The 21634-nt window shown below is 29.8% G+C and carries 26 protein-coding genes and 2 riboswitches; of the genes, 24 read left to right on the top strand and 2 right to left on the bottom strand.

Annotated features, from left to right (window positions below; genetic code table 11):
• Positions 1–50: 50 nt before the first annotated feature.
• Both HUU89_RS09270 and HUU89_RS09265 read right to left on the bottom strand, forming a co-directional pair.
• Positions 51–353: an Rpn family recombination-promoting nuclease/putative transposase gene (locus tag HUU89_RS09270; RefSeq protein WP_317992337.1), complete on the bottom strand. Its 303-nt coding sequence runs from the start codon at positions 351–353 to the stop codon at positions 51–53.
• Between the two features lie 180 nt (positions 354–533).
• A complete protein-coding gene (locus HUU89_RS09265; RefSeq protein ID WP_175301592.1) occupies positions 534–1133 on the bottom strand; it encodes a YigZ family protein in 600 nt (199 codons plus the stop codon).
• An 86-nt stretch (positions 1134–1219) separates the two neighbouring features.
• On the opposite strand from HUU89_RS09265, the gene HUU89_RS09260 reads away from it, so the two are divergent.
• From HUU89_RS09260 to HUU89_RS09145, 24 genes are all read left to right on the top strand, one after another.
• Positions 1220–2086: a DegV family protein gene (locus HUU89_RS09260; RefSeq protein ID WP_175301591.1), complete on the top strand. Its 867-nt coding sequence runs from the start codon at positions 1220–1222 to the stop codon at positions 2084–2086.
• A gap of 13 nt (positions 2087–2099) precedes the next feature.
• Positions 2100–2570, top strand: coding sequence for a MarR family winged helix-turn-helix transcriptional regulator (locus HUU89_RS09255; RefSeq protein WP_175301590.1), 471 nt, complete (start codon positions 2100–2102; stop codon positions 2568–2570).
• A gap of 103 nt (positions 2571–2673) precedes the next feature.
• Positions 2674–2865: a YabP/YqfC family sporulation protein gene (locus tag HUU89_RS09250; RefSeq protein WP_022002966.1), complete on the top strand. Its 192-nt coding sequence runs from the start codon at positions 2674–2676 to the stop codon at positions 2863–2865.
• Positions 2862–3770: a sporulation protein YqfD gene (locus HUU89_RS09245; RefSeq protein WP_147579490.1), complete on the top strand. Its 909-nt coding sequence runs from the start codon at positions 2862–2864 to the stop codon at positions 3768–3770. Before HUU89_RS09250 ends, HUU89_RS09245 begins: the two co-directional genes overlap by 4 nt.
• Positions 3767–4720, top strand: a complete 954-nt coding sequence (locus HUU89_RS09240; protein ID WP_175301589.1) for a PhoH family protein — start codon at positions 3767–3769, stop codon at positions 4718–4720. The genes HUU89_RS09245 and HUU89_RS09240 overlap by 4 nt, the downstream gene beginning before the upstream one ends.
• Positions 4713–5387, top strand: a complete 675-nt coding sequence (locus HUU89_RS09235; protein WP_022002963.1) for a response regulator transcription factor — start codon at positions 4713–4715, stop codon at positions 5385–5387. Before HUU89_RS09240 ends, HUU89_RS09235 begins: the two co-directional genes overlap by 8 nt.
• The gene (locus HUU89_RS09230; protein ID WP_119363725.1) at positions 5380–6633 is read left to right on the top strand and encodes a sensor histidine kinase; all 1254 of its coding nucleotides are present in this window, start codon (positions 5380–5382) and stop codon (positions 6631–6633) included. The genes HUU89_RS09235 and HUU89_RS09230 overlap by 8 nt, the downstream gene beginning before the upstream one ends.
• A 45-nt stretch (positions 6634–6678) precedes the next feature.
• Positions 6679–7887: a S1C family serine protease gene (locus HUU89_RS09225; RefSeq protein WP_052010913.1), complete on the top strand. Its 1209-nt coding sequence runs from the start codon at positions 6679–6681 to the stop codon at positions 7885–7887.
• A gap of 61 nt (positions 7888–7948) precedes the next feature.
• Entirely contained in the window at positions 7949–8716 is a 768-nt protein-coding gene (murI, locus tag HUU89_RS09220) for a glutamate racemase (RefSeq protein WP_022002960.1), read from the top strand.
• A gap of 1 nt (position 8717) precedes the next feature.
• Positions 8718–9494 carry a Cof-type HAD-IIB family hydrolase gene (locus HUU89_RS09215; RefSeq protein ID WP_032090569.1) on the top strand — a complete coding sequence of 259 codons (777 nt, stop codon included), beginning with the start codon at positions 8718–8720 and terminating at the stop codon, positions 9492–9494.
• Positions 9495–9532: 38 nt separating this feature from the next.
• A riboswitch (FMN riboswitch) is annotated at positions 9533–9649 on the top strand.
• Positions 9650–9727: 78 nt separating this feature from the next.
• Positions 9728–10369 (top strand): ECF transporter S component, encoded by a 642-nt coding sequence (locus tag HUU89_RS09210; RefSeq protein ID WP_147579497.1) that lies wholly within the window; start codon positions 9728–9730, stop codon positions 10367–10369.
• A gap of 12 nt (positions 10370–10381) precedes the next feature.
• A complete protein-coding gene (locus HUU89_RS09205; RefSeq protein WP_175301588.1) occupies positions 10382–10837 on the top strand; it encodes a pyridoxamine 5'-phosphate oxidase family protein in 456 nt (151 codons plus the stop codon).
• 59 nt (positions 10838–10896) lie between these two features.
• Positions 10897–11010, top strand: a riboswitch (FMN riboswitch).
• A 70-nt stretch (positions 11011–11080) separates the two neighbouring features.
• On the top strand, positions 11081–11740 hold the full coding sequence (locus tag HUU89_RS09200; protein WP_175301587.1) for a Gx transporter family protein: 660 nt from the start codon (positions 11081–11083) through the stop codon (positions 11738–11740).
• A gap of 58 nt (positions 11741–11798) precedes the next feature.
• Complete coding sequence (locus tag HUU89_RS09195) at positions 11799–12542, top strand: hypothetical protein (RefSeq protein ID WP_175301586.1); 744 nt, start codon at positions 11799–11801, stop codon at positions 12540–12542.
• A gap of 40 nt (positions 12543–12582) precedes the next feature.
• On the top strand, positions 12583–13251 hold the full coding sequence (cmk, locus tag HUU89_RS09190; RefSeq protein ID WP_022002954.1) for a (d)CMP kinase: 669 nt from the start codon (positions 12583–12585) through the stop codon (positions 13249–13251).
• 1 nt (position 13252) lies between these two features.
• Positions 13253–14557 (top strand): ribosome biogenesis GTPase Der, encoded by a 1305-nt coding sequence (gene der / locus HUU89_RS09185; RefSeq protein ID WP_022002953.1) that lies wholly within the window; start codon positions 13253–13255, stop codon positions 14555–14557.
• A 53-nt stretch (positions 14558–14610) separates the two neighbouring features.
• The gene (locus HUU89_RS09180; protein ID WP_117346626.1) at positions 14611–14853 is read left to right on the top strand and encodes a stage VI sporulation protein F; all 243 of its coding nucleotides are present in this window, start codon (positions 14611–14613) and stop codon (positions 14851–14853) included.
• 146 nt (positions 14854–14999) lie between these two features.
• Positions 15000–15500 (top strand): YceD family protein, encoded by a 501-nt coding sequence (locus tag HUU89_RS09175; protein ID WP_022002951.1) that lies wholly within the window; start codon positions 15000–15002, stop codon positions 15498–15500.
• 12 nt (positions 15501–15512) lie between these two features.
• Complete coding sequence (gene rpmF / locus HUU89_RS09170) at positions 15513–15680, top strand: 50S ribosomal protein L32 (RefSeq protein WP_022002950.1); 168 nt, start codon at positions 15513–15515, stop codon at positions 15678–15680.
• 175 nt (positions 15681–15855) lie between these two features.
• Positions 15856–16281 (top strand): division/cell wall cluster transcriptional repressor MraZ, encoded by a 426-nt coding sequence (gene mraZ, locus HUU89_RS09165; protein WP_022002949.1) that lies wholly within the window; start codon positions 15856–15858, stop codon positions 16279–16281.
• Positions 16282–16292: 11 nt separating this feature from the next.
• Positions 16293–17228 carry a 16S rRNA (cytosine(1402)-N(4))-methyltransferase RsmH gene (rsmH, locus tag HUU89_RS09160; RefSeq protein WP_032090541.1) on the top strand — a complete coding sequence of 312 codons (936 nt, stop codon included), beginning with the start codon at positions 16293–16295 and terminating at the stop codon, positions 17226–17228.
• Complete coding sequence (locus tag HUU89_RS09155) at positions 17225–17512, top strand: hypothetical protein (RefSeq protein WP_022002947.1); 288 nt, start codon at positions 17225–17227, stop codon at positions 17510–17512. The genes rsmH and HUU89_RS09155 overlap by 4 nt, the downstream gene beginning before the upstream one ends.
• Entirely contained in the window at positions 17512–19662 is a 2151-nt protein-coding gene (locus tag HUU89_RS09150; RefSeq protein WP_175301585.1) for a penicillin-binding protein, read from the top strand. The genes HUU89_RS09155 and HUU89_RS09150 overlap by 1 nt, the downstream gene beginning before the upstream one ends.
• Before the next feature lie 48 nt (positions 19663–19710).
• Complete coding sequence (locus HUU89_RS09145) at positions 19711–21615, top strand: penicillin-binding transpeptidase domain-containing protein (RefSeq protein ID WP_175301584.1); 1905 nt, start codon at positions 19711–19713, stop codon at positions 21613–21615.
• Positions 21616–21634: the final 19 nt, after the last annotated feature.

Here is a 21634-nt window from a genome sequence, read left to right as displayed (position 1 = left end):
AGTTATCTCTATTCATCTTTATTCTTCGATGTAATCCCTCATAGTTTCCTTTATATATCTCTTGGATGGCTTCTTGTTTGTTCATCTTTGATCTTACTGGTATCTATTTCTTTGACATCGACAGCTTTGATTTTCCAATCATTAACATATTCTTTTAATTCTTCTGGTATATCAAAGTAATCATTTAATTCTAAAGGGGTATTCCATTTCTTATCTCCTGTATAAAAAACAATCATAACTTGAGGAACTAATCTTTTAAGTTTTTTGTTTTTTAATTGTTTTAAATACTCCGTCATTTCATAGTTGCCATATCGAATCACCATATTCTTATCGATCGTACTTTGGTGTTCGATACTGAAGAGACAACAGACACCATCAACATCTGTTTTTACGACAATGTTCCTTCTTCTTTTTTTATTATTTTATCTTTCCTTTTTTCTTCTTTCAATGGACGGATAGTCCATTGAATAATTGTTTCTTATACAATAAAGGCCTGTCAACAAAATTGTTTTGTCAACAGGCTAAATACATATTTATTTTACAGGAACATATTCTTTTTTTATAAATTCTTTACTGTAACGATTACTTGTTAAATCTTGAATTGTATCAAAGAAAGACAAATCATCAATATAAAGACGATAAGTGACTTGTTCATCGTATTCTTTATTTATACAATCAATGTCATTTACTTTTAATAGATGCTCAAATTTTTTAGTAAAACTATAATCAAGAGAAACGTCATAGACATCGATTAAATGTTTTTCAACAATATTAGCTTCTTTTAAAGCGTCAGCCACAGCTTGACTATAGGCGCGTGTTAAACCTCCAGCTCCTAATTTAATGCCTCCAAAATATCTTGTAACAATTGCAATGATATTACTGAGTTCTTGTTTTTTTAAAACATTGAGCATTGGAAGACCTGCAGTACCTGATGGTTCTCCATCATCATTGGCTCTTTCTTTTGTACCTACAAGATAGGCAATACAATTATGTGTAGCATCTTTATATTTTTCTTTATAATAATCAATAGTTTCATTGATTTTTTCTTCATCATTTAAAGGAATGAGCGTACAAATAAACTCTGATTTTTTAATGACTAATGTGTGTTCAGTTATTTTTTCAATAGATTTCATTTTTTCACCTTCCGACTTTTATGATAACATAAAACTTTAAAAATAATCCATAATTTGTTATATTATATGAGGAAGAGGTGGAGAGTATGGAAAAAATTGCTATATTAGCGGATAGTGGATGTCAAATTCCTGTAGATTCAAGAGAAAATGAAGGAATATTTATTGCACCACTAACAATCACTATGGAAGGTAAAAGTTATTTAGATGATATTGAAATTCATAGTATAGATGTTTTTAAACGTATGGAAAAAGACGATATTATGGTGATGACTTCTCAACCATCAACAGGTTCACTGCAAGAAGCAGTTCAAAAAATCAAAGATCAAGGATATAGTCATGTTATTGGTTTACCTATCGCTACAGGACTTTCTTCAACCATGAATGGAATGAAGCTTGCGTGTGATATGTTAGAAATGCCAGTAACATTAGTGGATACAAAAGGAACAGCGAGTAATCAAAAATATCTTGTAGAAGTTGCAGCAAAACTTGCTCGTGAGGGAAAATCACCAGAAGAAATAAAAGATATTCTAGAAAAACTTGTAGAAGATTCAGCAACGATTATTATGGTTCCTAATTTAGAGCATTTAAAAAAGGGAGGACGTATTACTCCTGCTGTTGCAGCGTTAGCTGGACTTTTAAAAATTGTACCAATTATGAAATTAAACTATAGTTTAGGTGGTAAAATTGATAGTTTTGGTAAAGTAAGAACGACTAAAAAAGCAAATTTAAAAATTATTGATCACATGGTCAATGAATGTAAGGTTAACAATAAGAATTATGTTTTTGCAATCGAACATGTTTTAAATGAAGAACTAGCATTAGAAATGAAACAAAAATTGATTGAACAAATTGGAGAATGTGAAATACTTGTAAGAGAATTACCAGCTGTAGTTGGAGCTCATATGGGTATTGGTGGTATTGGTTATCAATATATTAGAAAATACGAAGAGTAATAAGGAGAAAAAGATGACACAAAGAGTAGATACGATAGAAACAGTTGTTGATGTTTTTAATATTGCGATGGATATACAGGAATTATATTTAAAACAAGGACCTTTTAAACAACTTTCGATGTCTGAAATGCATGTTTTAGAAGCTGTTGATAAAGAATCAAGTCCCTCAATGTCAGCTGTTGCGAATCATTTGAATGTAACACTTGGAACTCTTACGACAGCTGTTAAAAAAATTGTAGAAAAAGGTTTTCTTATTAAAGAAAAATCTACTCAAGATCAACGTATTTATTACTTAAGATTAACAGATCAAGGGAAAGAAGCTTTGAAAGTTCATGAACAATTTCATCATGAATTAGACTCTATTTATAGAAATCGTATTCCTGATGAAAGAGTAGAATGGGTTTTTTCAACATTAAGTGATATTTATAAAGATCTCGTTGTTTATCGAAATGAATTATTAAGAAGAAAAGATCAAAATAAGTAAAGTCAACATTACAAGTTGATTTTTTTGATGTTATAAAAAGATCGAACCATAAAATTCTATACATAATGAAAAGGAAATATCATAGCTTATAATAGGTGATAGAATGCTTTGTATACAAAAAAATAGAATTTTAATTAAACATTATCAGTTGATTATTACATTAGAATCAACAATTTTTGAATGTAAAATGAATCAACAAATTATTTCAATAAAAGGAAAAAATATTGAAATACGTTACTATAGTCAAGATGAAATTATGTTAATGGGTGAGTTTACATCAATTATATTTTCATGAATTTAGGCTATGATTATATTGTTATTGAAACAAATGATATTGTTTCATTTTTAAAAGAAACCAAAAAACATCAGCTCACACTTTTTCATTTACATCAACTTGATGCATTACGTTATTCATTTTACGTTCCTATTTATCAAAGATATATCACATCTTCTATGCATTTACCTATTCAAAAAAGTATAGGCCTACTTCATTATTTATTTCTTATCTTTAAATTTCCACAAATCATTTTTACACTTGCTTTTATAAGCACACTTTTTATTTTACCACATTATATTTATGACTATAAAATAACAGGCTCTCTTTCTATCGTGAACAATCAACTTCAAAAAGACCTCAATAAACAAATACAAATGATGCATCCTAAATTGACTTATCCTCAAATCAATAAACTTTATGATCATTTAAAAAGAAAATATCAAAGCAAAATTGATTATTTAAATGTTTATCAAAAGGGAAGTGTTTTACATGTTGAATATACACCCGCTAGTCATAATCAAAAGACGGTCTTAAAATATCAAGATTATATCGCTAAAAAAGATGGGGTTATTCGTCAATTGGATGTCAAACAAGGAAATGTTTTAGTTAAAGTGAATCAGTATGTAAAAAAAGGAGATGTTTTGATTTCACATCAAATTGAAGATACGAAACAACAAATAAAAATGATTCCTACTTTAGGAAGTGTAGAAGCTTATACTTATCAATATATAGAGGCTTCGTCATCAAATGTTAAAGATAAAGATATATTTGCGTATTTGCTTTTTAAAATAAGAAGTCAATTACCAAAGGATGTAAAAATTGACAGGGAAAAAGTACTATCATATGATATAATAGAGAAGAAATATGTATTAAAGATGCAATATGTTTTTATAGAGGATATTGCAATTAGGGAGGATTCATGAAAGAAATTGTTAAGTTAGAAGCTTATAACATTGAACAACTTGTTAATTTATCTGGAGTAAAAGATGAAAATTTAGAAGTTTTAGAAGATCATTTTCAAGTTGAAATTTCTTTAAGAGGAGATGAAATGTCAATTGTTGGAAGTCAACAACAAATTGAAAAAACTAAAAAAGTCATTTATTCTTTGTTAAAACTGATTGTTTCAGGGGTTTCTATTTCAAGAAGAGATGTTATTTATGCTCAAAAACTTGTAGAAAAAGATAAGTTGGATCAATTATCTGAACTTTATCATATAAAAATAGCTAGAACATATAATGGAAAACTTATTTATCCTAAAACATTAGGACAAAAGAGTTATTATTATGCTTTAAAAAATAATGATGTGGTTTTTGGAATAGGACCTGCGGGAACAGGAAAAACTTATTTAGCTGTTGTTTTTGCAGTAGCAGCTTTAAAAAATAATGAAGTTAAAAAAATAATTTTAACAAGACCAGCTGTTGAGGCAGGAGAAAATTTGGGATTTTTACCAGGAGATTTAAAAGAAAAAGTAGATCCTTATTTACGCCCTTTATATGATGCTTTATACGATATGTTAGGTGTTGAACAAACTGAAAAGCTTATGGAAAAAGGTGTTATTGAAATTGCACCTCTTGCTTATATGAGAGGTCGTACTTTAGAAGATGCTTATGTTATTTTAGATGAAGCGCAAAATACAACAGATAATCAAATGAAAATGTTTTTAACACGTTTAGGATTCAGATCAAAAATGATTATAACAGGAGATATTTCACAAATCGATTTACCAAGAAATACAACTTCTGGACTTATTCGTGCATTAGATATTTTAGAAGGGGTCAAAGGGATTTCATTTATTCATTTATCAGCGATGGATGTCGTAAGACACCCTGTTGTTCAAAGAATAATAGAAAGATACGATGGGAATAATGAATAATATATTATTAATTGAAGATGATATGTCCATCAATAAGATACTTGCCTATGAACTTAGAAAAAAAGGTTATTTAGTAGATAGTTTATATGATGGAAAAGAGGCTGTTTCGAAGATTTTAGAAAATGATTATGATCTTGTTTTGATTGATTGGATGCTTCCATATAAAGATGGTGTCTCTATTATTAAAGAAGTAAGACAAAATGATTATGTTAAACCACTTATTTTATTAACGGCACGCAGTGAACAAGAAGATATTATTAAAGGATTAGAAGCAGGGGCAGATGATTATTTAACAAAACCATTTCAATCAGCAGTTTTAATAGCGCGAATTGAAGCTCATTTAAGAAGACATCATAAACATTTTTTAGATGAAATTAAATTTGAAGATGTTATGATGAATACTAAAAATCGAGAAGTGACAATTGATGATCATGTTATTGTTCTAACAAAAGTAGAATATGATTTATTAAAAATGTTTATGGAACATCCTAAAGAAGCTGTTTCCCGAGAAACTTTATTACAGTCTATATGGGGATTTCAATATGATGGAGATACACGTATTGTTGATGTTCATGTTTTTAAATTAAAAGGAAAGTTAAAAGAAAGTCGAGTTTCTTTTAAATCTGTAAGGGGAGTTGGATATAAGTTGGTGAAAAAAGATGACTAAAAGTTATTTGAAAGTTGTATTGATGGGAGTTGTTGCTTTATTACTTTGTTATTTTAATAAGGCTTACAGTCTTTATATCATGCTTCTTTTTATCTTTGTATGTGCAATCAATGCTTATCAATTAGAAAGTCATTATCAACGAATGGGACGTTTTTTTCAAAGAGAAAAGGATAATGAAATAAAGGAAGTAGAAATTGAAAATAAATATCATGAAAAGATATTAAGTCAATTGATTCGATCAATGAATTTACCGATGTTATTTATTGATAAAGAAGGGAAAATAGCTTTTACCAATCAAAGTTTTAGAAAAGGCTTTGAAATACCACATTTAAAAGGAAGATATTATAAAGATATATTTGTAGGTGAGATGCTTGATTTAGTAGATCAATGCTATGTTTTTGAAAGACCGTTATCGTCAGTTGTAAAAATACAGTCGAGATATTATCAAGTAGAATCTTCACCTGTTTTTTCTGATAAAGAACATCTTATTTTTGATGGAACGATTGTTTTATTTACAGACGTTTCTAAAATGAAAGAAATTGAAGATATGCAAAAACAATTTTTGTCAGATGTTTCTCATGAACTTAAAACACCGATGTCAGCTATTATTGGAAGTGTAGAAATATTAAAAAGGGATGGTTTAGATTCACCAGAAATATTTCAAGAGTTTATGGATATCTTGTTGAAAGAAAGTTATCGTATGCAAAATATCATTAATGATATTTTAGAATTATCACGATTAGATCAAACAAGAGTTAAATTGGATTTTAAAGAATTAGATGTCAAAGCTGTTGTTAAAGAAAGTATTGATTTATTTGAGCCAATGGCTAAAGAAAAACATATTTCTCTTATTTATCATAATAAAATAGAAAAACCTGTTATTTTAGATTATTCAACGGTTAAAACAATTTTAAGTAATTTTATTTCTAATGCAATTAAATACTCTAATGATGGTGTTATTACAATTAAAACTAAAAAAGAAAATAATATGTTTGTTTTAAGTGTACAAGATGAAGGAATGGGTATACCTAAAAATAAGCTGAATTATATTTATGATCGTTTTTATCAAGTAGATAAATCAAGAAGTTCAAAGATATCAACGGGACTTGGTTTAAGTATTGTTAAAAAAATCGTCGAATTGAATCAAGGAACGATCGATGTTGAAAGTACTTTAGGGATAGGTTCGACTTTTACTGTCAAGTTGCCTATAAATCCCAAAGTTTCCCACAATGAGGATATAATTTAGACATATTTATTTTTTATGATAATAGCATCAAAAGGAGGAAATATTATGAACGAAGATAATAACAATAATTTTATATTAGTTGATGAAGATAAACCTAAAGAAAAGAAATGGAAAAAAATAGTAAAAATTTTATTAGTAGTTGCTATTGTCTGTTCCTTTGTAATGAATGGCTATGTTTTTTATAATATGATGTCATCATCGAATGATAGTACAACGACCGTTACAAATAAAGGAACTGTAAAACAAGTCAATTATGATGTTAAAACAGATACAACAAGTGTTGTAGAAAAAGCGAGTGATAGTGTTGTAGGAGTTGTTGTTTATAAAAATACAACAAATAATGCTTTTGGATTTGGTGATAATTCAAGTTCTTCGAGTGAAACACAATCTGGAAGTGGTAGTGGGGTCGTTTATGATCAAACTGGTAAATATACCTATATTATTACGAATCACCATGTTATTGATGGTGCAAACAAAGTACAAGTTGTATTTTCAAATAATGAATATGTAGATGCAGAAGTTGTAGGTAGTGATGAATATAGTGATGTCGCTATTTTAAGATGTCAACCAAGCTTTGATGTAAGTGTTATTGATTTAGGAGATTCTGATTTATTAGATAAAGGAGAAACAGTTTTAGCGATTGGTTCACCATTAGGAATTCAATATTCAGGAACTGTTACTCAAGGTATTGTTTCAGCAACAGATCGTACAGTTTCTGTTGATTTAAATGATGATAATGTTGATGATTGGGATATGAATGTTATCCAAACAGATGCAGCTATCAACCCAGGTAATAGTGGTGGAGCGCTTGTTAATATGAAAGGTGAACTTGTAGGTATTACGAACATGAAGTTCTCTGATGAAAGCGTTGAAGGTATGGGATTTGCGATTCCTATTAATGATGTTATTACAGTTGCAGAACAAATTCGTACAAATGGTAAAGTATCTCATCCAGTTATCGGTATTTCAGGTGTTTCTTTAAATGATTATTCTTCATATGAACTTCAAAGATATGGTGTTAAAGTATCTGTTGATGAAGGTATCTATGTTGTTAAAGTAACAAGTGATGGTGCTGCAAGTAAAGCTGGAATCCAACAAGGTGATGTTATTGTTAAATTAGATGGTAAAGATATTACTACTTATAAATCGTTCTTAACAGCACTTTACTCGCATAAAGCAGGAGATAAAGTAAAAGTTGTTGTTAATCGTAGTGGCACAGAAAAAACAATTGAAGTTACGCTTCAAGAAAAATAGATATTGCTTAACGCAATATCTTTTTTTATAATTAATGTAGAATGATTGAAAGAGGAATTATATGAAAATAGGTATTTTTGATTCAGGAATAGGTGGCTTATCAGTATTATATGAAGCAATGCAACTTTTACCTCATGAACAATTTATATATTATGCTGATGAAAAACATGTTCCTTATGGGGAAAAAACAAGAGAAGAGATCATTGGCTATGTAGATGAAATTATTCAATTTATGATTGATCATGATTGTAAGGCCATTGTCATTGCTTGTAATACAGCAACCAGTGCAGCAGTTGCTTTGATGAGAAAAAAATATGATATTCCTATCATTGGAATGGAACCTGCAGTAAAAAAAGCAGTTGATTTATATGGAAATCAAAAGGTATTGGTGTGTGCGACACCAATTACAGTTAAAGGTAAAAAGATGTTGGACTTGGTAGAAAGAGTTGATAAAGATCATTTAGTTGATTTGGTTGCTTTACCAAAACTTGTCCGCTTTGCTGAAAAACAAGAGTTTAATAGTGATGAAGTACTTGCTTATTTAAAAGAGGCACTTTCGAAATTTGATTTTAAAGAGTATGGTTCTCTTGTTTTAGGATGTACACATTTTAATTATTTTAAAGATAGTTTTCATCAATTATTACCGCATGTCCATTTATTAGATGGTAATAGAGGAACAATTAATTATTTAATGAAAAATATTGAATTAGAAAATTTGGAAAGTTCTGTTGAATATTATTATTCTGCTAAAAGAGTAAGCGGTGAAGAATTAAAACGTATTGAACGCTATTTAGAACGTTTAAAAAATATGAAAGATATAGGTATATAATATGGTAAAAGCAATTTTTTTTGATATCGATGGAACACTTGTCAGTTTTAAAAATCATCAGATTCCTAAATCTACATTTGATGCTTTATATAAGTTAAAAGAAAAGGGAATCAAGCTTTTTATAGCAACAGGAAGAGGAAAAGATGGATTAGATGTTTTAAATGATTTTCCTTTTGATGGTTATATTACGTTAAATGGACAATATTGTTATACAAATAATCAAATTATTTATTCAAATACAATCAAAAAAGAAGATCTACAAGCTTTATTAGATTATTTAAAAGATCATCAAGTTCCTTGTGGCTTTACAGAAGAAAATACAAAATACTTCAACTATCGTGATGAGCGTGTTGATGCAATTCATGCTATTACTCATAATGATGATCATCCTGCCGGAGATTGTAGTCATGTCATTGATAAATCGATTTATCAAATTATGTGTTTTGTTGATGAAAATGAAGAAAAAGAAATCTTAAGTCATATGCCTCATTGTATTTCAGCAAGATGGCATCCAACTTTTTGTGATATTTCACCAATAGGTGGAACAAAACAATTAGGAATTGATAAATTTTTAGAATATTATGGTCTTGATTTAAAAGATACGATGGCTTTTGGTGATGGGGGAAATGACATGCAAATGTTGCAACATGTCTCTCTTGCCGTAGCTATGGGAAATGCGGGAGATGAGTTAAAAAGCATTGCTGATTTTGTGACAAAAGATGTGGATGATGAAGGTATTGCCTATGCATTAAAACATTATGGTTTGATAGACCTTTAAAAATAAGAAAAATTATTATATAATGAAGAAGCAATAAAATAATACTTCAGGGCAGAGTGAAATTCTCTACTGGCGGTAAACTCCGCGAGCTAAAGATGGCCGAACTGGTGAAATTCCAGTAGCAACAGTTATAGTCTGGATGAAAGAAGTGTTTTTTGTAATACTTTTATATACAAAAACGTACCTAGAAGATTATTTTAGGTGCGTTTTCTTTGTTAAAGGAGGTATATAAAATGAGTACAAAGAAAATAACAACAGTAGGGATGCTTTGTGCCATGGCAATGATCGTTAATGTATTTATTTCATTTCCAATTGTTCCAGCGGTATCTTTTTTAAGGTATGATCCCAAGGATATTTTAATTGTTATTGGGGGATTTATTTATGGACCAATGACATCATTATTAATGAGTTTTATTTGTTCGATTTTTGAAATCATGTTAAAGGGAGGCAATATTTTAGATGTCTTGATGAACATGGTTTCAACGTGTTCTTTTGCTTGTATGGCTGCTTTTGTATATAAAAAAGTACATAATCAAAAAGGAGCTATTTTAGGACTTGTTCTAGGTGTTATGTGTACAACAATATCTATGCTTATTTGGAATTATATCATTACACCTATTTATTATGGAATGCCAAGAAGTGCTATTGTACCAATGTTGCTTCCAGGAATATTACCTTTTAATTTAATTAAAGCAACGATGAATGCTGCCATTGTCTTTTTCTTATATAAACCAGTGGTTCAAATATTAAGAAGAAGTCATTTGGTTGAAAAATCAAATCGACAAGGAAGTGTTTATAAAGGTTATGTCTTTGTCGTAGGTGTTGTTTTAGTGACAATGATTTTATTTGTTTTAGGATATCAAGGAATTATATAGGGAGGAAATAAGATGGAATTTTTAGAAGCTAAAAAAATTATGGAACAAAAAATGGGAGATTGGAAAATTATGGCACTTGCCAGTTGCGAGGATAATTATCCGATGGTGAGAAATGTCAGTTGTCTTTTTTATAATGATAAAATCTATTTTAAGACAGATAAGAACTTTAGAAAGACACAGCAGTTGTTTAAAAATAATCGTGTTGCAATGTGTTTTAATGGAACACAAGTTGAAGGGATTGCTGTTAATAAAGGATTGGTCGTTGATGAACCAGGAAGAGTTTTTGAAAAGAAATATAAAGAGTTTTTATGGCAAAGTTATAATGCTTATTCTCACGTTGATAGTGAAATTTTAATAGAAGTGACTCCTGAGTTTGTGGAAATTTGGGATGAAGATGAAGATCGAAAGGCTTTTCAATTGTTTATTGATTTTAAAAAGAAAACAGTTGAATATAAACCTTATGACTAAAGAAATCAAATCATATGATTTGACTTCTTCTGTTGAAATGTTAAAATAATAAGCGAAAAGAAAGTCTTCAGGGCAGGGTGAAATTCCCGACCGGTGGTGATAGTCCACGAGCAGATGCAGAAAAGGTGTAATTCCTTTACCGATAGTAGAGTCTAGATGGAAGAAAGACATTTTTTTAAATAATGTTTTTAGTCATGGAGATTAGTATTTTCATGATATTTTTTATTTTAAAGGAGAATTATTATGGAAAGTACTAAGACACAAAAAATGGTTTTAGCAGCAATGCTGGCTGCACTTGGGATGATTTTAAATCTCATTGAGATTCCTTATCCCTTTGCTCCTTGGTTAAATCTTGATTTATCAGAAATTGTTGTTCTTGTAGCAATTTCTACTTTAGGATTTATACCAGCATTGTTTGTCTGTATTTGTAAATTTGTTGTTTCTATTTTGTTTAAAGGACCTGTAGGACCAATGGCTATTGGGCAAATTGCAGCATTGATTGCATCGTTATCAATTTGTGTAACATATTCATTGCTTGCTCGAAAAATTGATCCAGAAAAGAATTTAAAGAATTATTTGTTGGATATGGTTTTAACGATGCTTGTTTTTGCTTTTATTATGTTTGTCATCAATTATTTCTTTGTGACACCTACTTATTTAATGCAAAAACCGACATGGTATACAAATCTACCTTTTGCAGTTGATATTCAAGCATTTAATCAACAATATGGTTCAAATATTTCAATTCCGAAATTTTTATCTTTTTTATCACCTTATGGACAAGCTATTTTTATTATTTATTTTCCTTTTAATTTTATTAAAGGAATTATTACAGGAACTGTTTATTATCTTGTAAGACCGGTTGAAAAAAGATTTAAAAGTAAATATATTAAAGAAGCTTAGGCTTCTTTTATTTTTTTATAGTGATTATTATGTTATAATGGCGAGGGATGGTGGGAAAATGACGTATTCAAGAGTAAAAAAATACCAAGAATTAAGAGATGGACTTAAGGAAGAAGTTGGCATTTCTAAAGAAAAGTATATAGAACCAGTTCAAAATGATGGTGACGATGATGATTTTTTGTCATTTATGAAAAAGGATAAAGAAGAAAAAGAAGTAAATTTAGAAGATACTTTAACAGAAACTAAAACATTTGAACAAATGAGAGAAGAAGGTTCAGCTGAACTTGATAAAGCTCTTAAAAGTGCGAAAGAAAGTGTTGGTAAACAAGATCAATATAATACAAGAATGGATATTTTAAGTAAAATTAGAGAACCTGAAAAAAATACAATTAAGATAGATTCAGTTGAAAGCTATGCCACACAAGAATTTGCTAAAGGAATGTTTGTAAATAATAAAGTTGAAGAAGAGCCAAAAGAAAAAATGACTTTTATGGAAAAATTAGCTGCGATGTCACCAGAAGAAGATGTGAAAAAAGCAGAAGAATTTTTACAACAAGAATCTGAAGAAGTAGAAGAAAAACAAGCTGAAGAAATAACAGAAACGAAAGAAATCGTTGAAACGATAGAAGAAAATCCAGTAGAAGATATTGAAGAAAATGATACTTTTATTGAAGATGAAGAAGAGATTATTGAAAATAAAGGTGAAAGTAAAGTTGTTAAAGTTATGAATGTCATTATTGTTATTTTAGTCATTATTTTCATTGCTTTACTTGGAGTTATCTTATATCAAAGTTTTTTTTAACCAAGGAAGACCTTAGTTTTTTTAGGAGGGTGTTTATTTTATGAAGAAAAAAATTTCAATTGCAATAGATGGGCCTAGTGCTGCAGGAAAAAGTACAATTGCAAAAATGGTTGCTAAAAAGGAAAATTTCATTTATATTGATACGGGTGCAATGTATCGATCTGTTGCATTTTATTGTATAAAAAATCACATTGACTTAAATGATGAACAAGCTGTTGAACAAGCAATTTCAAATATTCAAATACGTCTTACAGCTGATAATAAAGTTTATTTAAATGATGAAGATGTTAGCCTTCAAATTAGAACAGATGAAGTTTCACTTGGAGCTAGCTGTGTTTCTAAATATCAAGCGGTAAGAACGTTTTTAGTTGATGAGCAAAGAAAAATGGCTGAAACTGGGAATGTTATTTTGGATGGAAGAGATATTGGAACAGTTGTTTTACCACATGCAGATTTAAAAATTTATCAAATAGCAAGTGTAGAAACACGTGCGAAGAGACGTTATTTAGAAAATAAAGAAAGAGGCTTAGAGGCTGATTTAGAAACAATCAAAAAAGAAATTGAACAAAGAGATTATCAAGATATGCATCGTGCTATTTCGCCACTTAAAAAAGCGGATGATGCAATTGAACTTGATACGTCGAATATGACGTTAGAAGAAGTTGTTGATCAAGTGTTAACTTTAATTAATAAAACAAGGGAGGAATAATATGGCAGGTGTAGTTGCAATTGTTGGTCGTGCTAATGTTGGAAAATCAACAATCTTTAACCGTATGGTTGGAGAAAGAATTTCAATTGTTGAAGATGTTGCAGGTGTAACAAGAGACCGTATCTATGCTAAAGCTTCATGGCTTACAAAAGAGTTTAGTGTAATTGATACAGGAGGTATTGAATTAGAAAATGCTTCTTTTACAACACAAATTAAAATGCAAGCAGAAATTGCAATTGAAGAAGCAGATGTTATTGTATTTGTTGTTAATGGTCGAGAAGGTATTACTAAAGAAGATGAGTATGTAGCACGTCTTTTACAAAAATCAAGAAAACCAATTATTTTAGTTGTTAATAAAATTGATGATAATCAATTTAGAGATTATATATATGAATTTTATGCATTAGGTGTTGGTGATCCTATTCCTGTTTCTGGTTCACATGGGATTGGAATTGGAGATTTATTAGATCAAATTATTAATCAATTAGATTTACAAGATGAAGAAACTAATGAAGATGAAATCAGTTTTTCAATTATTGGAAGACCAAATGTTGGTAAATCATCTCTTACAAATGCTATTTTAGGGGAAGAACGTGTTATTGTTTCTAATATTGAAGGAACAACACGTGATGCCATTGATACACCTTTTGTGAAAGATGGACAAAAATATCGTGTTGTAGATACAGCGGGAATGAGAAAAAAAGGTAAAGTTTATGAAAATATTGAAAAATATTCAATTTTAAGAGCTTTGACATCAATTGAAAAAAGTGATGTTATTCTTGTTGTTATTGATGGTGAAACAGGAATTAGAGAACAAGATAAGCATGTTGCTGGATATGCCCATGAAGCAGGTAAAGGCGTTGTCATTGTTTATAATAAGTGGGACCTAGTTGATAAAGATGAAAAAACAATGCAAAAGAAACAAAAAGAAATTTATGAACAATTTAAATATTTAGATTATGCACGTATTGTTTTTACTTCAGCTAAAACAGGTCAAAGAGTGGATCAAATTTTCCCATTAATTCAAGAATCTTATGAAAATTCAAGAAAACGAGTGCAAACGAGCGTTTTAAATGATGTTTTAGTGGATGCACAATTAATGAATCCAACAACGACATTTAATGGTGGAAGATTAAAAATCTTCTATGCTAATCAAGTAGCAGTTTGCCCACCGACATTTGTTTTATTTTCAAATGATCCACAATATTTACACTTTAGTTATAAACGTTACTTAGAAAATAGATTAAGAGAAGCATTTGGGTTTGAAGGAACACCAATTCATATCATTTGTAGAAAAAGAGACTAAGTCTCTTTTTTTAACATTTATTTATTTTTTTCATAGTATATAGTGGTGATATTATGAAAGATAAAGATTTACTTGTAGATCGTGTATCTAAAAAAACAAATGTGAAAAAAGAAGATATTTTTAAATTAGCAAACGATTTACAAAAGAAAGATTTGAATAATGAAAAAGATATGAGAGATTTTATTCAAACGGTTGCAAAAGTAACAAATCAATCTTTAGATCAAAGAAAGATTGATAAATTGATTAAAATTATGCAAAATAAAGATGTTTTAAATGATGTTGAAAAAATGATTTAAAATAGTGTTGATTTAGTTAAAGTTTTTGTTATAATGGAGAAGAACTTCATTAAAAAGTGAAAAATGTTGTTTTAGGCCATTTTTAGATTGACTTATGATGTGAGTTTCTATATAATAGATTTTGCGGTTATGGAAAGGTGATTAATATGAAGTATAGTTTGCAGTGGATTATTAAACACAAAGGAACATTTGATTTTGAAGAAGAAATAACTTTTCCATGTGAAATGTTTGAAAAGTATGCCCATATTAACGGCCTTAAAGACGTCATCGTCTCAGGTACCGGGAATCTTGATACAAGAGATAAACGATTATATGTTGATTTAAATATTAAGGGAACAATGATTCTTCCGTGTGCGTTAACGTTGGAAGATGTTGATTATCCATTTGATATCGATTCGACGGAAGTATTTTCATTTGAAAAGCCTGATCCGCTTGAAGACGTTCATGAAGCAAAGAAAGATGTTGTTGATTTTACGCCTGTCGTATTTTCAAATATCATGTTAGAAGTGCCCATGAGGGTCGTAAAAGATGATGCTAACATCAAGGAATCAGGTAAGGGTTGGAAGATACTCGATGGTCAAGAGGATAATGATGAAGAATACATTGATCCAAGGTTAGCAAAATTGAAAGATTATTTTAAACAATAGGAGGATATAAAGATGGCAGTACCATTTAGAAGAGTTTCTAGTACAAGAAGAAATAAAAGAAGAACACATGATAAATTATCTGCACCAACTTTAGTTGTATGTCCAGAATGTGGAGAATACAAAATGTCTCATAGAGTTTGTAAACATTGTGGAACTTACAAAGGTGTAAAAGTAAAATAAGAAGATCACCCAAAGGGTGATTTTTTTTTACCTTTTTTTAGTTCACAAGAAATGTGAACTTCTATATTTTATTCACATCTATTTATTGAACAAGTGATTTAAAAAGTATATAATGGTGGTATAAAGTGGTAAAAGTGAATATAAAAGTGGTAAAAAGTGGGTGATAGTGATGTTCATGGGTGAATTTAAGCATTCAATTGATGCAAAAGGACGCTTGACGATTCCATCTAAAATTAGGAATCAATGTCAAGGCTCTGTTTATGTTGCCCGTGGATTTGATGGATGCCTTGCTTTTTATACAAAAGAAGAATGGGATCCGTTTTGTGCGAAACTCCTTTCTTTACCTTCTAATAAAAAAGAAGTTCGAAAAGCGATTCGTTTTACCATTTCAAGTGCATGTGAGTGCGAATTTGATAAATTAGGAAGAATTAACATTCCTACAAATTTACGCACTTTAGCACACTTAGAAAAAGAATGTGTCATTATTGGGGCAGGAAACCATGGTGAAATATGGTCGCAAGAAAAATGGAATCAATACTATAATGACAATCAAGATAGTTATGATGATATTTTAGAATCTTTAGATGATTTTAGTTTATAGGAGGATTTTGAATGTTCAACCATGTTACAGTTTTATTAAATGAAGCAGTTGAAGGATTGAATATCAAACCAGATGGTATCTATGTAGACTGTACACTTGGAGGAGCTGGTCATTCAAGTTTGATTTTAAAACAGTTAACAACCGGCCATTTATATTGTTTTGATCAAGATATTCATGCGATTGAAGCTGCAAGAGAAAGGTTGGAGAAAATTGGCAATCAATTTACAATTATCCAATCCAATTTTAAAAATTTAAAAAGTGAACTCCATCTTCGTGGTGTAGAACATGTAGATGGAATTTTATTTGATTTGGGTGTTTCATCACCTCAATTTGATGATGGGGCTCGAGGTTTTAGTTATAACTATGATGCTCGATTAGATATGAGAATGAACCAAGAGGCATCTTTGGATGCACATTATATTGTTAATCATTATAGTTATGAACAACTTGTAGAAATTTTATATAAATATGCGGATGAAAAATTTGCAAAACAAATTGCTCGAAAAATTGAAAAGGAAAGAGAAGTACATCCTATTGATACAACTTTTCAACTTGTAGATATTATTAAAGAAGCAATTCCTGCTTATGCTAGAAGAAAAGGCGGACATCCAGCAAAACGTACTTTTCAAGCACTTCGAATTGCGGTTAATGATGAATTAAATGTTTTTGATATTGCTTTAAAAGATGCATTGGATCTTTTAAATTTAAATGGAAGAATCTCGGTTATTACTTTCCATAGTTTAGAAGATAAAATATGTAAATATACATTTAATGAAGTTTCAAAATTAAAAGATGTTCCTAAAGGATTACCAGTTATTCCTTTAGAAATGCAACCTAAATTTAAATTGGTTAATAGAAAACCGATTATAGCGTCGGATGATGAATTGACTCATAATCATCGTGCACATTCAGCTAAATTGAGAGTTATAGAGAGGGTTATTTTATGAAAAAGAGAAAGACAGGATTTGAATCTTTTGCACAAGTGTTTTTAATTGTAACAATTGTTGTTTTTGTTTTTGGAATTATTATGGTTAAATCAGTTGAATCTTCATATAATAGAACCATTCAAAAATTACAAAATGAAATAGACACACTTGAATCAGATATAGATAGTTTACAAATGCAAAAACAAGAATTAGTTTCATTCAATCGTGTTGCTGAAGTTGCAACTTCTAAAGGATATACTTATCAAAATGATGCAACAGCATCAACAACAGGAGCTCAGCAATAATGAAGAAATACAAAAGTGCAAAGATAACGGGTATTATTTTTGCAGTTCTTATTTTTTCATTGGTAGTTAATATTTTATACTTGGGGGCAACGGGAAAACACTTGATCAGTAAAGAGAACATTGCCTCTTTTGCGAAAAATAGAAGTAAGAAAGAAGTTGTTGAATATGCTCAAAGAGGGCAAATTTATACAAGTGACCATGAAAAAGTAGCTGTTAATGTTAAAAAGTATAAAATTATTTTGGTACTTTCATCTCAAAGAACAGGCTATGGTAAAAATCTTGCTTATGTTAAAGATGTTAATAAAACAGCTAGTCAACTAGGTCCTATTTTAGGAATAGATGTCAATGAATTAACATCTAAATTACAAACAGCAAAGGATGAAGGACGTTATCAAATTGAACTTGGGACAAAAGGAAATAATTTATCAGCGTCAGTAAAAAAACAAATAGAAGATTGTAATCTTACGGGAATAGAGTTTGTAGAGTCTAATTCGAGATATTATCCATTGGGTGATTTTTGTAGCTATGTTGTAGGGTATGCAAAAAGTTATAATGATCAAAGTGTTAAGAAAATGGTTGGAGAAATGGGACTTGAACTTTCTTATGATAAACAATTAAAAGGTAAAAATGGTTATAAGGTTTATCAAACAGACGCTAATGGATATGCTTTAGTAGATGGAACTTTAAGAGAGAAAGATCCAACCAATGGAAATGATCTTTATTTAACGATTGATAGTGGTCTTCAAAGAAATTTAGATTATTTGATGTCTAATGCTTATAGTGAAAGTGGTGCTGAAGTTGTGACTGCTGGAGTGATGGAAATTAAAACAGGAAAGATTCTAGCAATGTCAACCTATCCATCTTTTAATCCTAATGAAAGAAATATATCAACATTCAATAATTATTTTTTAGAAGGAACAATTGAATGTGGATCTGTTTTTAAACCATTTATTTATGCTGATTCTATTGAAGAAGGTAAATATGATCATAATGCTTATTATAATTCAGGAAGTTATAATGTTTATTATGGAAATAAATTAGTAGCCACAATTAAAGATCATAATGGTGGTCAAGGTTGGGGTACAATTACTTATGATCAAGGATTGTATCATTCAAGTAACGTAGCTATTTGTAATTTATTGGATCAAGGTTATGTTACAAAAGATGTTTTAACAGAGAAATTAAATGATTTAGGCTTTTTCCAAGGTGATACAATGGATGGACTTACATGTTCATCATCAATCAATGCTTATACAAGAAAAAATGCTGGAAGACTTGAATATTTAACGACAGGATTTGGTCAAGGTTCTACGGTCACTCCTTATCAACTTTTAAAAGCATATAGTGTTTTTGGAAATGATGGGAAAACGGTTCAACCACATATTGTAGATAAAGTTGTCAATCCTGAAACAAATAAAGTTGTCTATCAAGCAACACCGAAATATTCAAAACAAATCTTTTCAACAAATACAATCAGTCAAGTAAAAGATTTAATGTTAGGTGTTATTGAAGATGAACAAGGTACAGGGAAGACTTATCGTTTGGATAATGATGTTCGTATGATTGGTAAAACAGGGACAGGACAAGTTGTTGAAAATGGTGGTTATAGTACAACTTTATATATGCATTCATTTGTAGGGATTGCTCCTTATGATGATCCTCAAGTCGTGATGTTTTTAACTTTTAAATCAGGAGATTCATATGCTCAATATATGCCAAATATTGTTAAACAAACAATGAATGAAGCACTTCAAGTAGTAAATCGCTATAATGCTAAAAATACGACAGCAGTTGATCAAAGCTGTACTTTAGATTCCTATACAAATCAATCTGTTAATTATGTAAAATCTAAATTAGAATCAAAATCATTAAGTGTTCAAATTATCGGTAATGGAAGTTCTGTTATTGAACAATATCCACTTGCTAAAAGCAAAGTGACAAGTGGTGATAAAGTATTTATCAAAACAGAAGGAAAAGATATAACACTTCCTAATTTAATAGGATGGTCTAAAAAAGAAGTACAAACTTATGCTTCACTTGCTGGTATTCAATTAACGATTGATGGCACAAGTGGACATGTAACTGCTCAAAGTGTTGGCGAGAATACAGTTGTTCATAGCGGTGATAGTTTAATAGTAGCAATATCTTAAAAGAGGAATGATTCCTCTTTTTTTTCATAGTTTATAATGGTGAGATTTATGTTGTTTCAACAATCTGTTAATAAGATCAAAATCATTAAAATGTGTATTTATCTCATTGTTTTAGCGCTTATTTTTAAAGTGGGGTATATTCAAATCATTGATCGTAAAAATATTTATGATAAAGCATTAGAGTCTTGGCAAAGGTCTTTTCCTGTACAAGCTAATAGAGGGAAAATATATGATCGAAGTGAAAATGTACTGGCAACAGATCTTACAACTGCTTCTTTGGTTGTTGTACCGAGTCAAATAAAGGATCAAGCAACAACAGCTTTAGAATTAAGTAAAATTTTAAATTTAGATGTCAATGTTTTAAAAGAAAAATTAAATAAAAAGGTGTCGATTCAAAGAATTTCTCCAGAAGGAAGACAACTTGATAATCAAGTTGCAAGTAAAATACAAAGATTGCATTTATCAGGTGTTTATTTGATTAAAGATACAAAAAGATATTATCCGGGAAATAATTATTTAAGTCATTGTTTAGGTTTTGTTGGAATTGATAATCAAGGATTATTAGGATTGGAGTTAGAATATGATTCGTTTTTAAAAGGAAAAAACGGTTCGATTGATTATTATATGGATGCTAAAAGTCATAATTTAAAAATGTATCCAAGTCATTATACGTATAGTCAAAGTGGAATGAATATCACTTTGACCATAGATAAAAGAGTTCAAGATGTCATTGAAAGAGAATTATCAAATGCTTATGATACGTATCATCCAGATGGTATTTGGGCACTAGCGATGAATCCTAAAAATGGAGAGATTTTAGGAATCGCCAGTTATCCTAACTTTAATCCTAATGATTATCAAAATGAGGATAAAGATATTTATAATCAAAATATTCCTATTTGGAAAACTTATGAACCAGGATCAACCTTTAAAATCATAACTTTTTCAAGTGCTTTAAATGAAAATTTATTTGATATGGATAAAGATACTTATTATGATAAAGGGTATGAATATGTTTCAGGCGCAAGAATCAAATCATGGAAAAAAGGAGGGCATGGCTTGCAGACTTTTAGAGAAGTTTTACAAAATTCATCCAATCCAGGATTTGTAGAAATTGGTAGGAGATTAGGAAAAAAGAGATTGTATCAATATGTTCAAAATTTTGGCTTAACTGAAAAAACGGGAATTGATTTACCTGGAGAATCATGTGGGATTATGTTTGATTATAAAAACTTTCATGAACTTGAACAAGCGACCGTTGCTTTTGGACAAGGCATATCTGTAACGCCCTTACAATTGGTAACTGCTATTTGTGCTTGTGTCAATGGTGGTTATTTGTTACAACCACATATTTTAAAAGAAATCAGTAACAGTTCAAATAATGAAATTGTTGAACAAGTTAAAAAGAAAGTAAAAAGACATGTTATTAAAGAAGAAACATCTAAAAAAGTAAGAGATGCGCTAGAAAGTGTCGTGACTGATGGTGGAGGTAGAAATGCTTATATAGATGGTTATCGTATTGGTGGTAAAACAGGAACGGCGCAAAAGGCGGTTAATGGAAGCTATGTTGGAAGTGGTTATATTCTCTCTTTTGTTGGCGTTGCTCCTATTGATGATCCACAAATTGTTTTGTATGTAGCAATGGATAATCCTAAAAACTGTATTCAATATGGTGGAACAACAGTTGCTCCTATCGCTAGAAAGATGTTTGTTGATATTTTACCTGCTTTAAATGTCAAAAAGGTAAAATCTCAAAGACAAAAATCATATTCTATAATGGATAAAAGAACAATCAAAGTAGAAAATTATATTGGTAAAAAAAGAAGTGAAGTTCAAAATATTTCTTTACGCTTTACTTTTGTTGGTAAAGGAAATAAGGTCATTGATCAATTGCCAAGAAAAGGTGAGTATGTTGAAGAAGGAGATACGATTGTTATTATGTTAGGGGAATAATATGTTTTGAGATTTGTAG

Origin of the sequence: Faecalibacillus sp. H12 (genome assembly GCF_013361255.1) — a bacterium.
GTDB classification, from domain to species: Bacteria; Bacillota_I; Bacilli_A; order Erysipelotrichales; family Coprobacillaceae; genus Faecalibacillus; species Faecalibacillus intestinalis.
Note: the sequence above shows the minus strand (reverse complement) of the source record. Positions and strands in the feature narration are given on the sequence as shown.

What these genes read in the sequence shown, in the direction of transcription:
- rsmH (WP_032090541.1), top strand. Translation starts at nt 16,293, where the DNA reads ATGTTCAACCATGTTACAGTTTTATTAAATGAAGCAGTTGAAGGATTG.
- mraZ (WP_022002949.1), top strand. Translation starts at nt 15,856, where the DNA reads ATGGGTGAATTTAAGCATTCAATTGATGCAAAAGGACGCTTGACGATT.
- HUU89_RS09260 (WP_175301591.1), top strand. Translation starts at nt 1,220, where the DNA reads ATGGAAAAAATTGCTATATTAGCGGATAGTGGATGTCAAATTCCTGTA.
- HUU89_RS09240 (WP_175301589.1), top strand. Translation starts at nt 3,767, where the DNA reads ATGAAAGAAATTGTTAAGTTAGAAGCTTATAACATTGAACAACTTGTT.
- HUU89_RS09265 (WP_175301592.1), bottom strand. Translation starts at nt 1,133, where the DNA reads ATGAAATCTATTGAAAAAATAACTGAACACACATTAGTCATTAAAAAA.
- cmk (WP_022002954.1), top strand. Translation starts at nt 12,583, where the DNA reads ATGAAGAAAAAAATTTCAATTGCAATAGATGGGCCTAGTGCTGCAGGA.
- HUU89_RS09225 (WP_052010913.1), top strand. Translation starts at nt 6,679, where the DNA reads ATGAACGAAGATAATAACAATAATTTTATATTAGTTGATGAAGATAAA.
- HUU89_RS09195 (WP_175301586.1), top strand. Translation starts at nt 11,799, where the DNA reads ATGACGTATTCAAGAGTAAAAAAATACCAAGAATTAAGAGATGGACTT.
- HUU89_RS09150 (WP_175301585.1), top strand. Translation starts at nt 17,512, where the DNA reads ATGAAGAAATACAAAAGTGCAAAGATAACGGGTATTATTTTTGCAGTT.
- HUU89_RS09205 (WP_175301588.1), top strand. Translation starts at nt 10,382, where the DNA reads ATGGAATTTTTAGAAGCTAAAAAAATTATGGAACAAAAAATGGGAGAT.
- HUU89_RS09180 (WP_117346626.1), top strand. Translation starts at nt 14,611, where the DNA reads ATGAAAGATAAAGATTTACTTGTAGATCGTGTATCTAAAAAAACAAAT.
- murI (WP_022002960.1), top strand. Translation starts at nt 7,949, where the DNA reads ATGAAAATAGGTATTTTTGATTCAGGAATAGGTGGCTTATCAGTATTA.
- HUU89_RS09200 (WP_175301587.1), top strand. Translation starts at nt 11,081, where the DNA reads ATGGAAAGTACTAAGACACAAAAAATGGTTTTAGCAGCAATGCTGGCT.
- HUU89_RS09230 (WP_119363725.1), top strand. Translation starts at nt 5,380, where the DNA reads ATGACTAAAAGTTATTTGAAAGTTGTATTGATGGGAGTTGTTGCTTTA.
- HUU89_RS09210 (WP_147579497.1), top strand. Translation starts at nt 9,728, where the DNA reads ATGAGTACAAAGAAAATAACAACAGTAGGGATGCTTTGTGCCATGGCA.
- HUU89_RS09250 (WP_022002966.1), top strand. Translation starts at nt 2,674, where the DNA reads ATGCTTTGTATACAAAAAAATAGAATTTTAATTAAACATTATCAGTTG.
- der (WP_022002953.1), top strand. Translation starts at nt 13,253, where the DNA reads ATGGCAGGTGTAGTTGCAATTGTTGGTCGTGCTAATGTTGGAAAATCA.
- HUU89_RS09145 (WP_175301584.1), top strand. Translation starts at nt 19,711, where the DNA reads ATGTTGTTTCAACAATCTGTTAATAAGATCAAAATCATTAAAATGTGT.
- HUU89_RS09235 (WP_022002963.1), top strand. Translation starts at nt 4,713, where the DNA reads ATGAATAATATATTATTAATTGAAGATGATATGTCCATCAATAAGATA.
- HUU89_RS09245 (WP_147579490.1), top strand. Translation starts at nt 2,862, where the DNA reads ATGAATTTAGGCTATGATTATATTGTTATTGAAACAAATGATATTGTT.
- HUU89_RS09155 (WP_022002947.1), top strand. Translation starts at nt 17,225, where the DNA reads ATGAAAAAGAGAAAGACAGGATTTGAATCTTTTGCACAAGTGTTTTTA.
- rpmF (WP_022002950.1), top strand. Translation starts at nt 15,513, where the DNA reads ATGGCAGTACCATTTAGAAGAGTTTCTAGTACAAGAAGAAATAAAAGA.
- HUU89_RS09175 (WP_022002951.1), top strand. Translation starts at nt 15,000, where the DNA reads ATGAAGTATAGTTTGCAGTGGATTATTAAACACAAAGGAACATTTGAT.
- HUU89_RS09215 (WP_032090569.1), top strand. Translation starts at nt 8,718, where the DNA reads ATGGTAAAAGCAATTTTTTTTGATATCGATGGAACACTTGTCAGTTTT.
- HUU89_RS09255 (WP_175301590.1), top strand. Translation starts at nt 2,100, where the DNA reads ATGACACAAAGAGTAGATACGATAGAAACAGTTGTTGATGTTTTTAAT.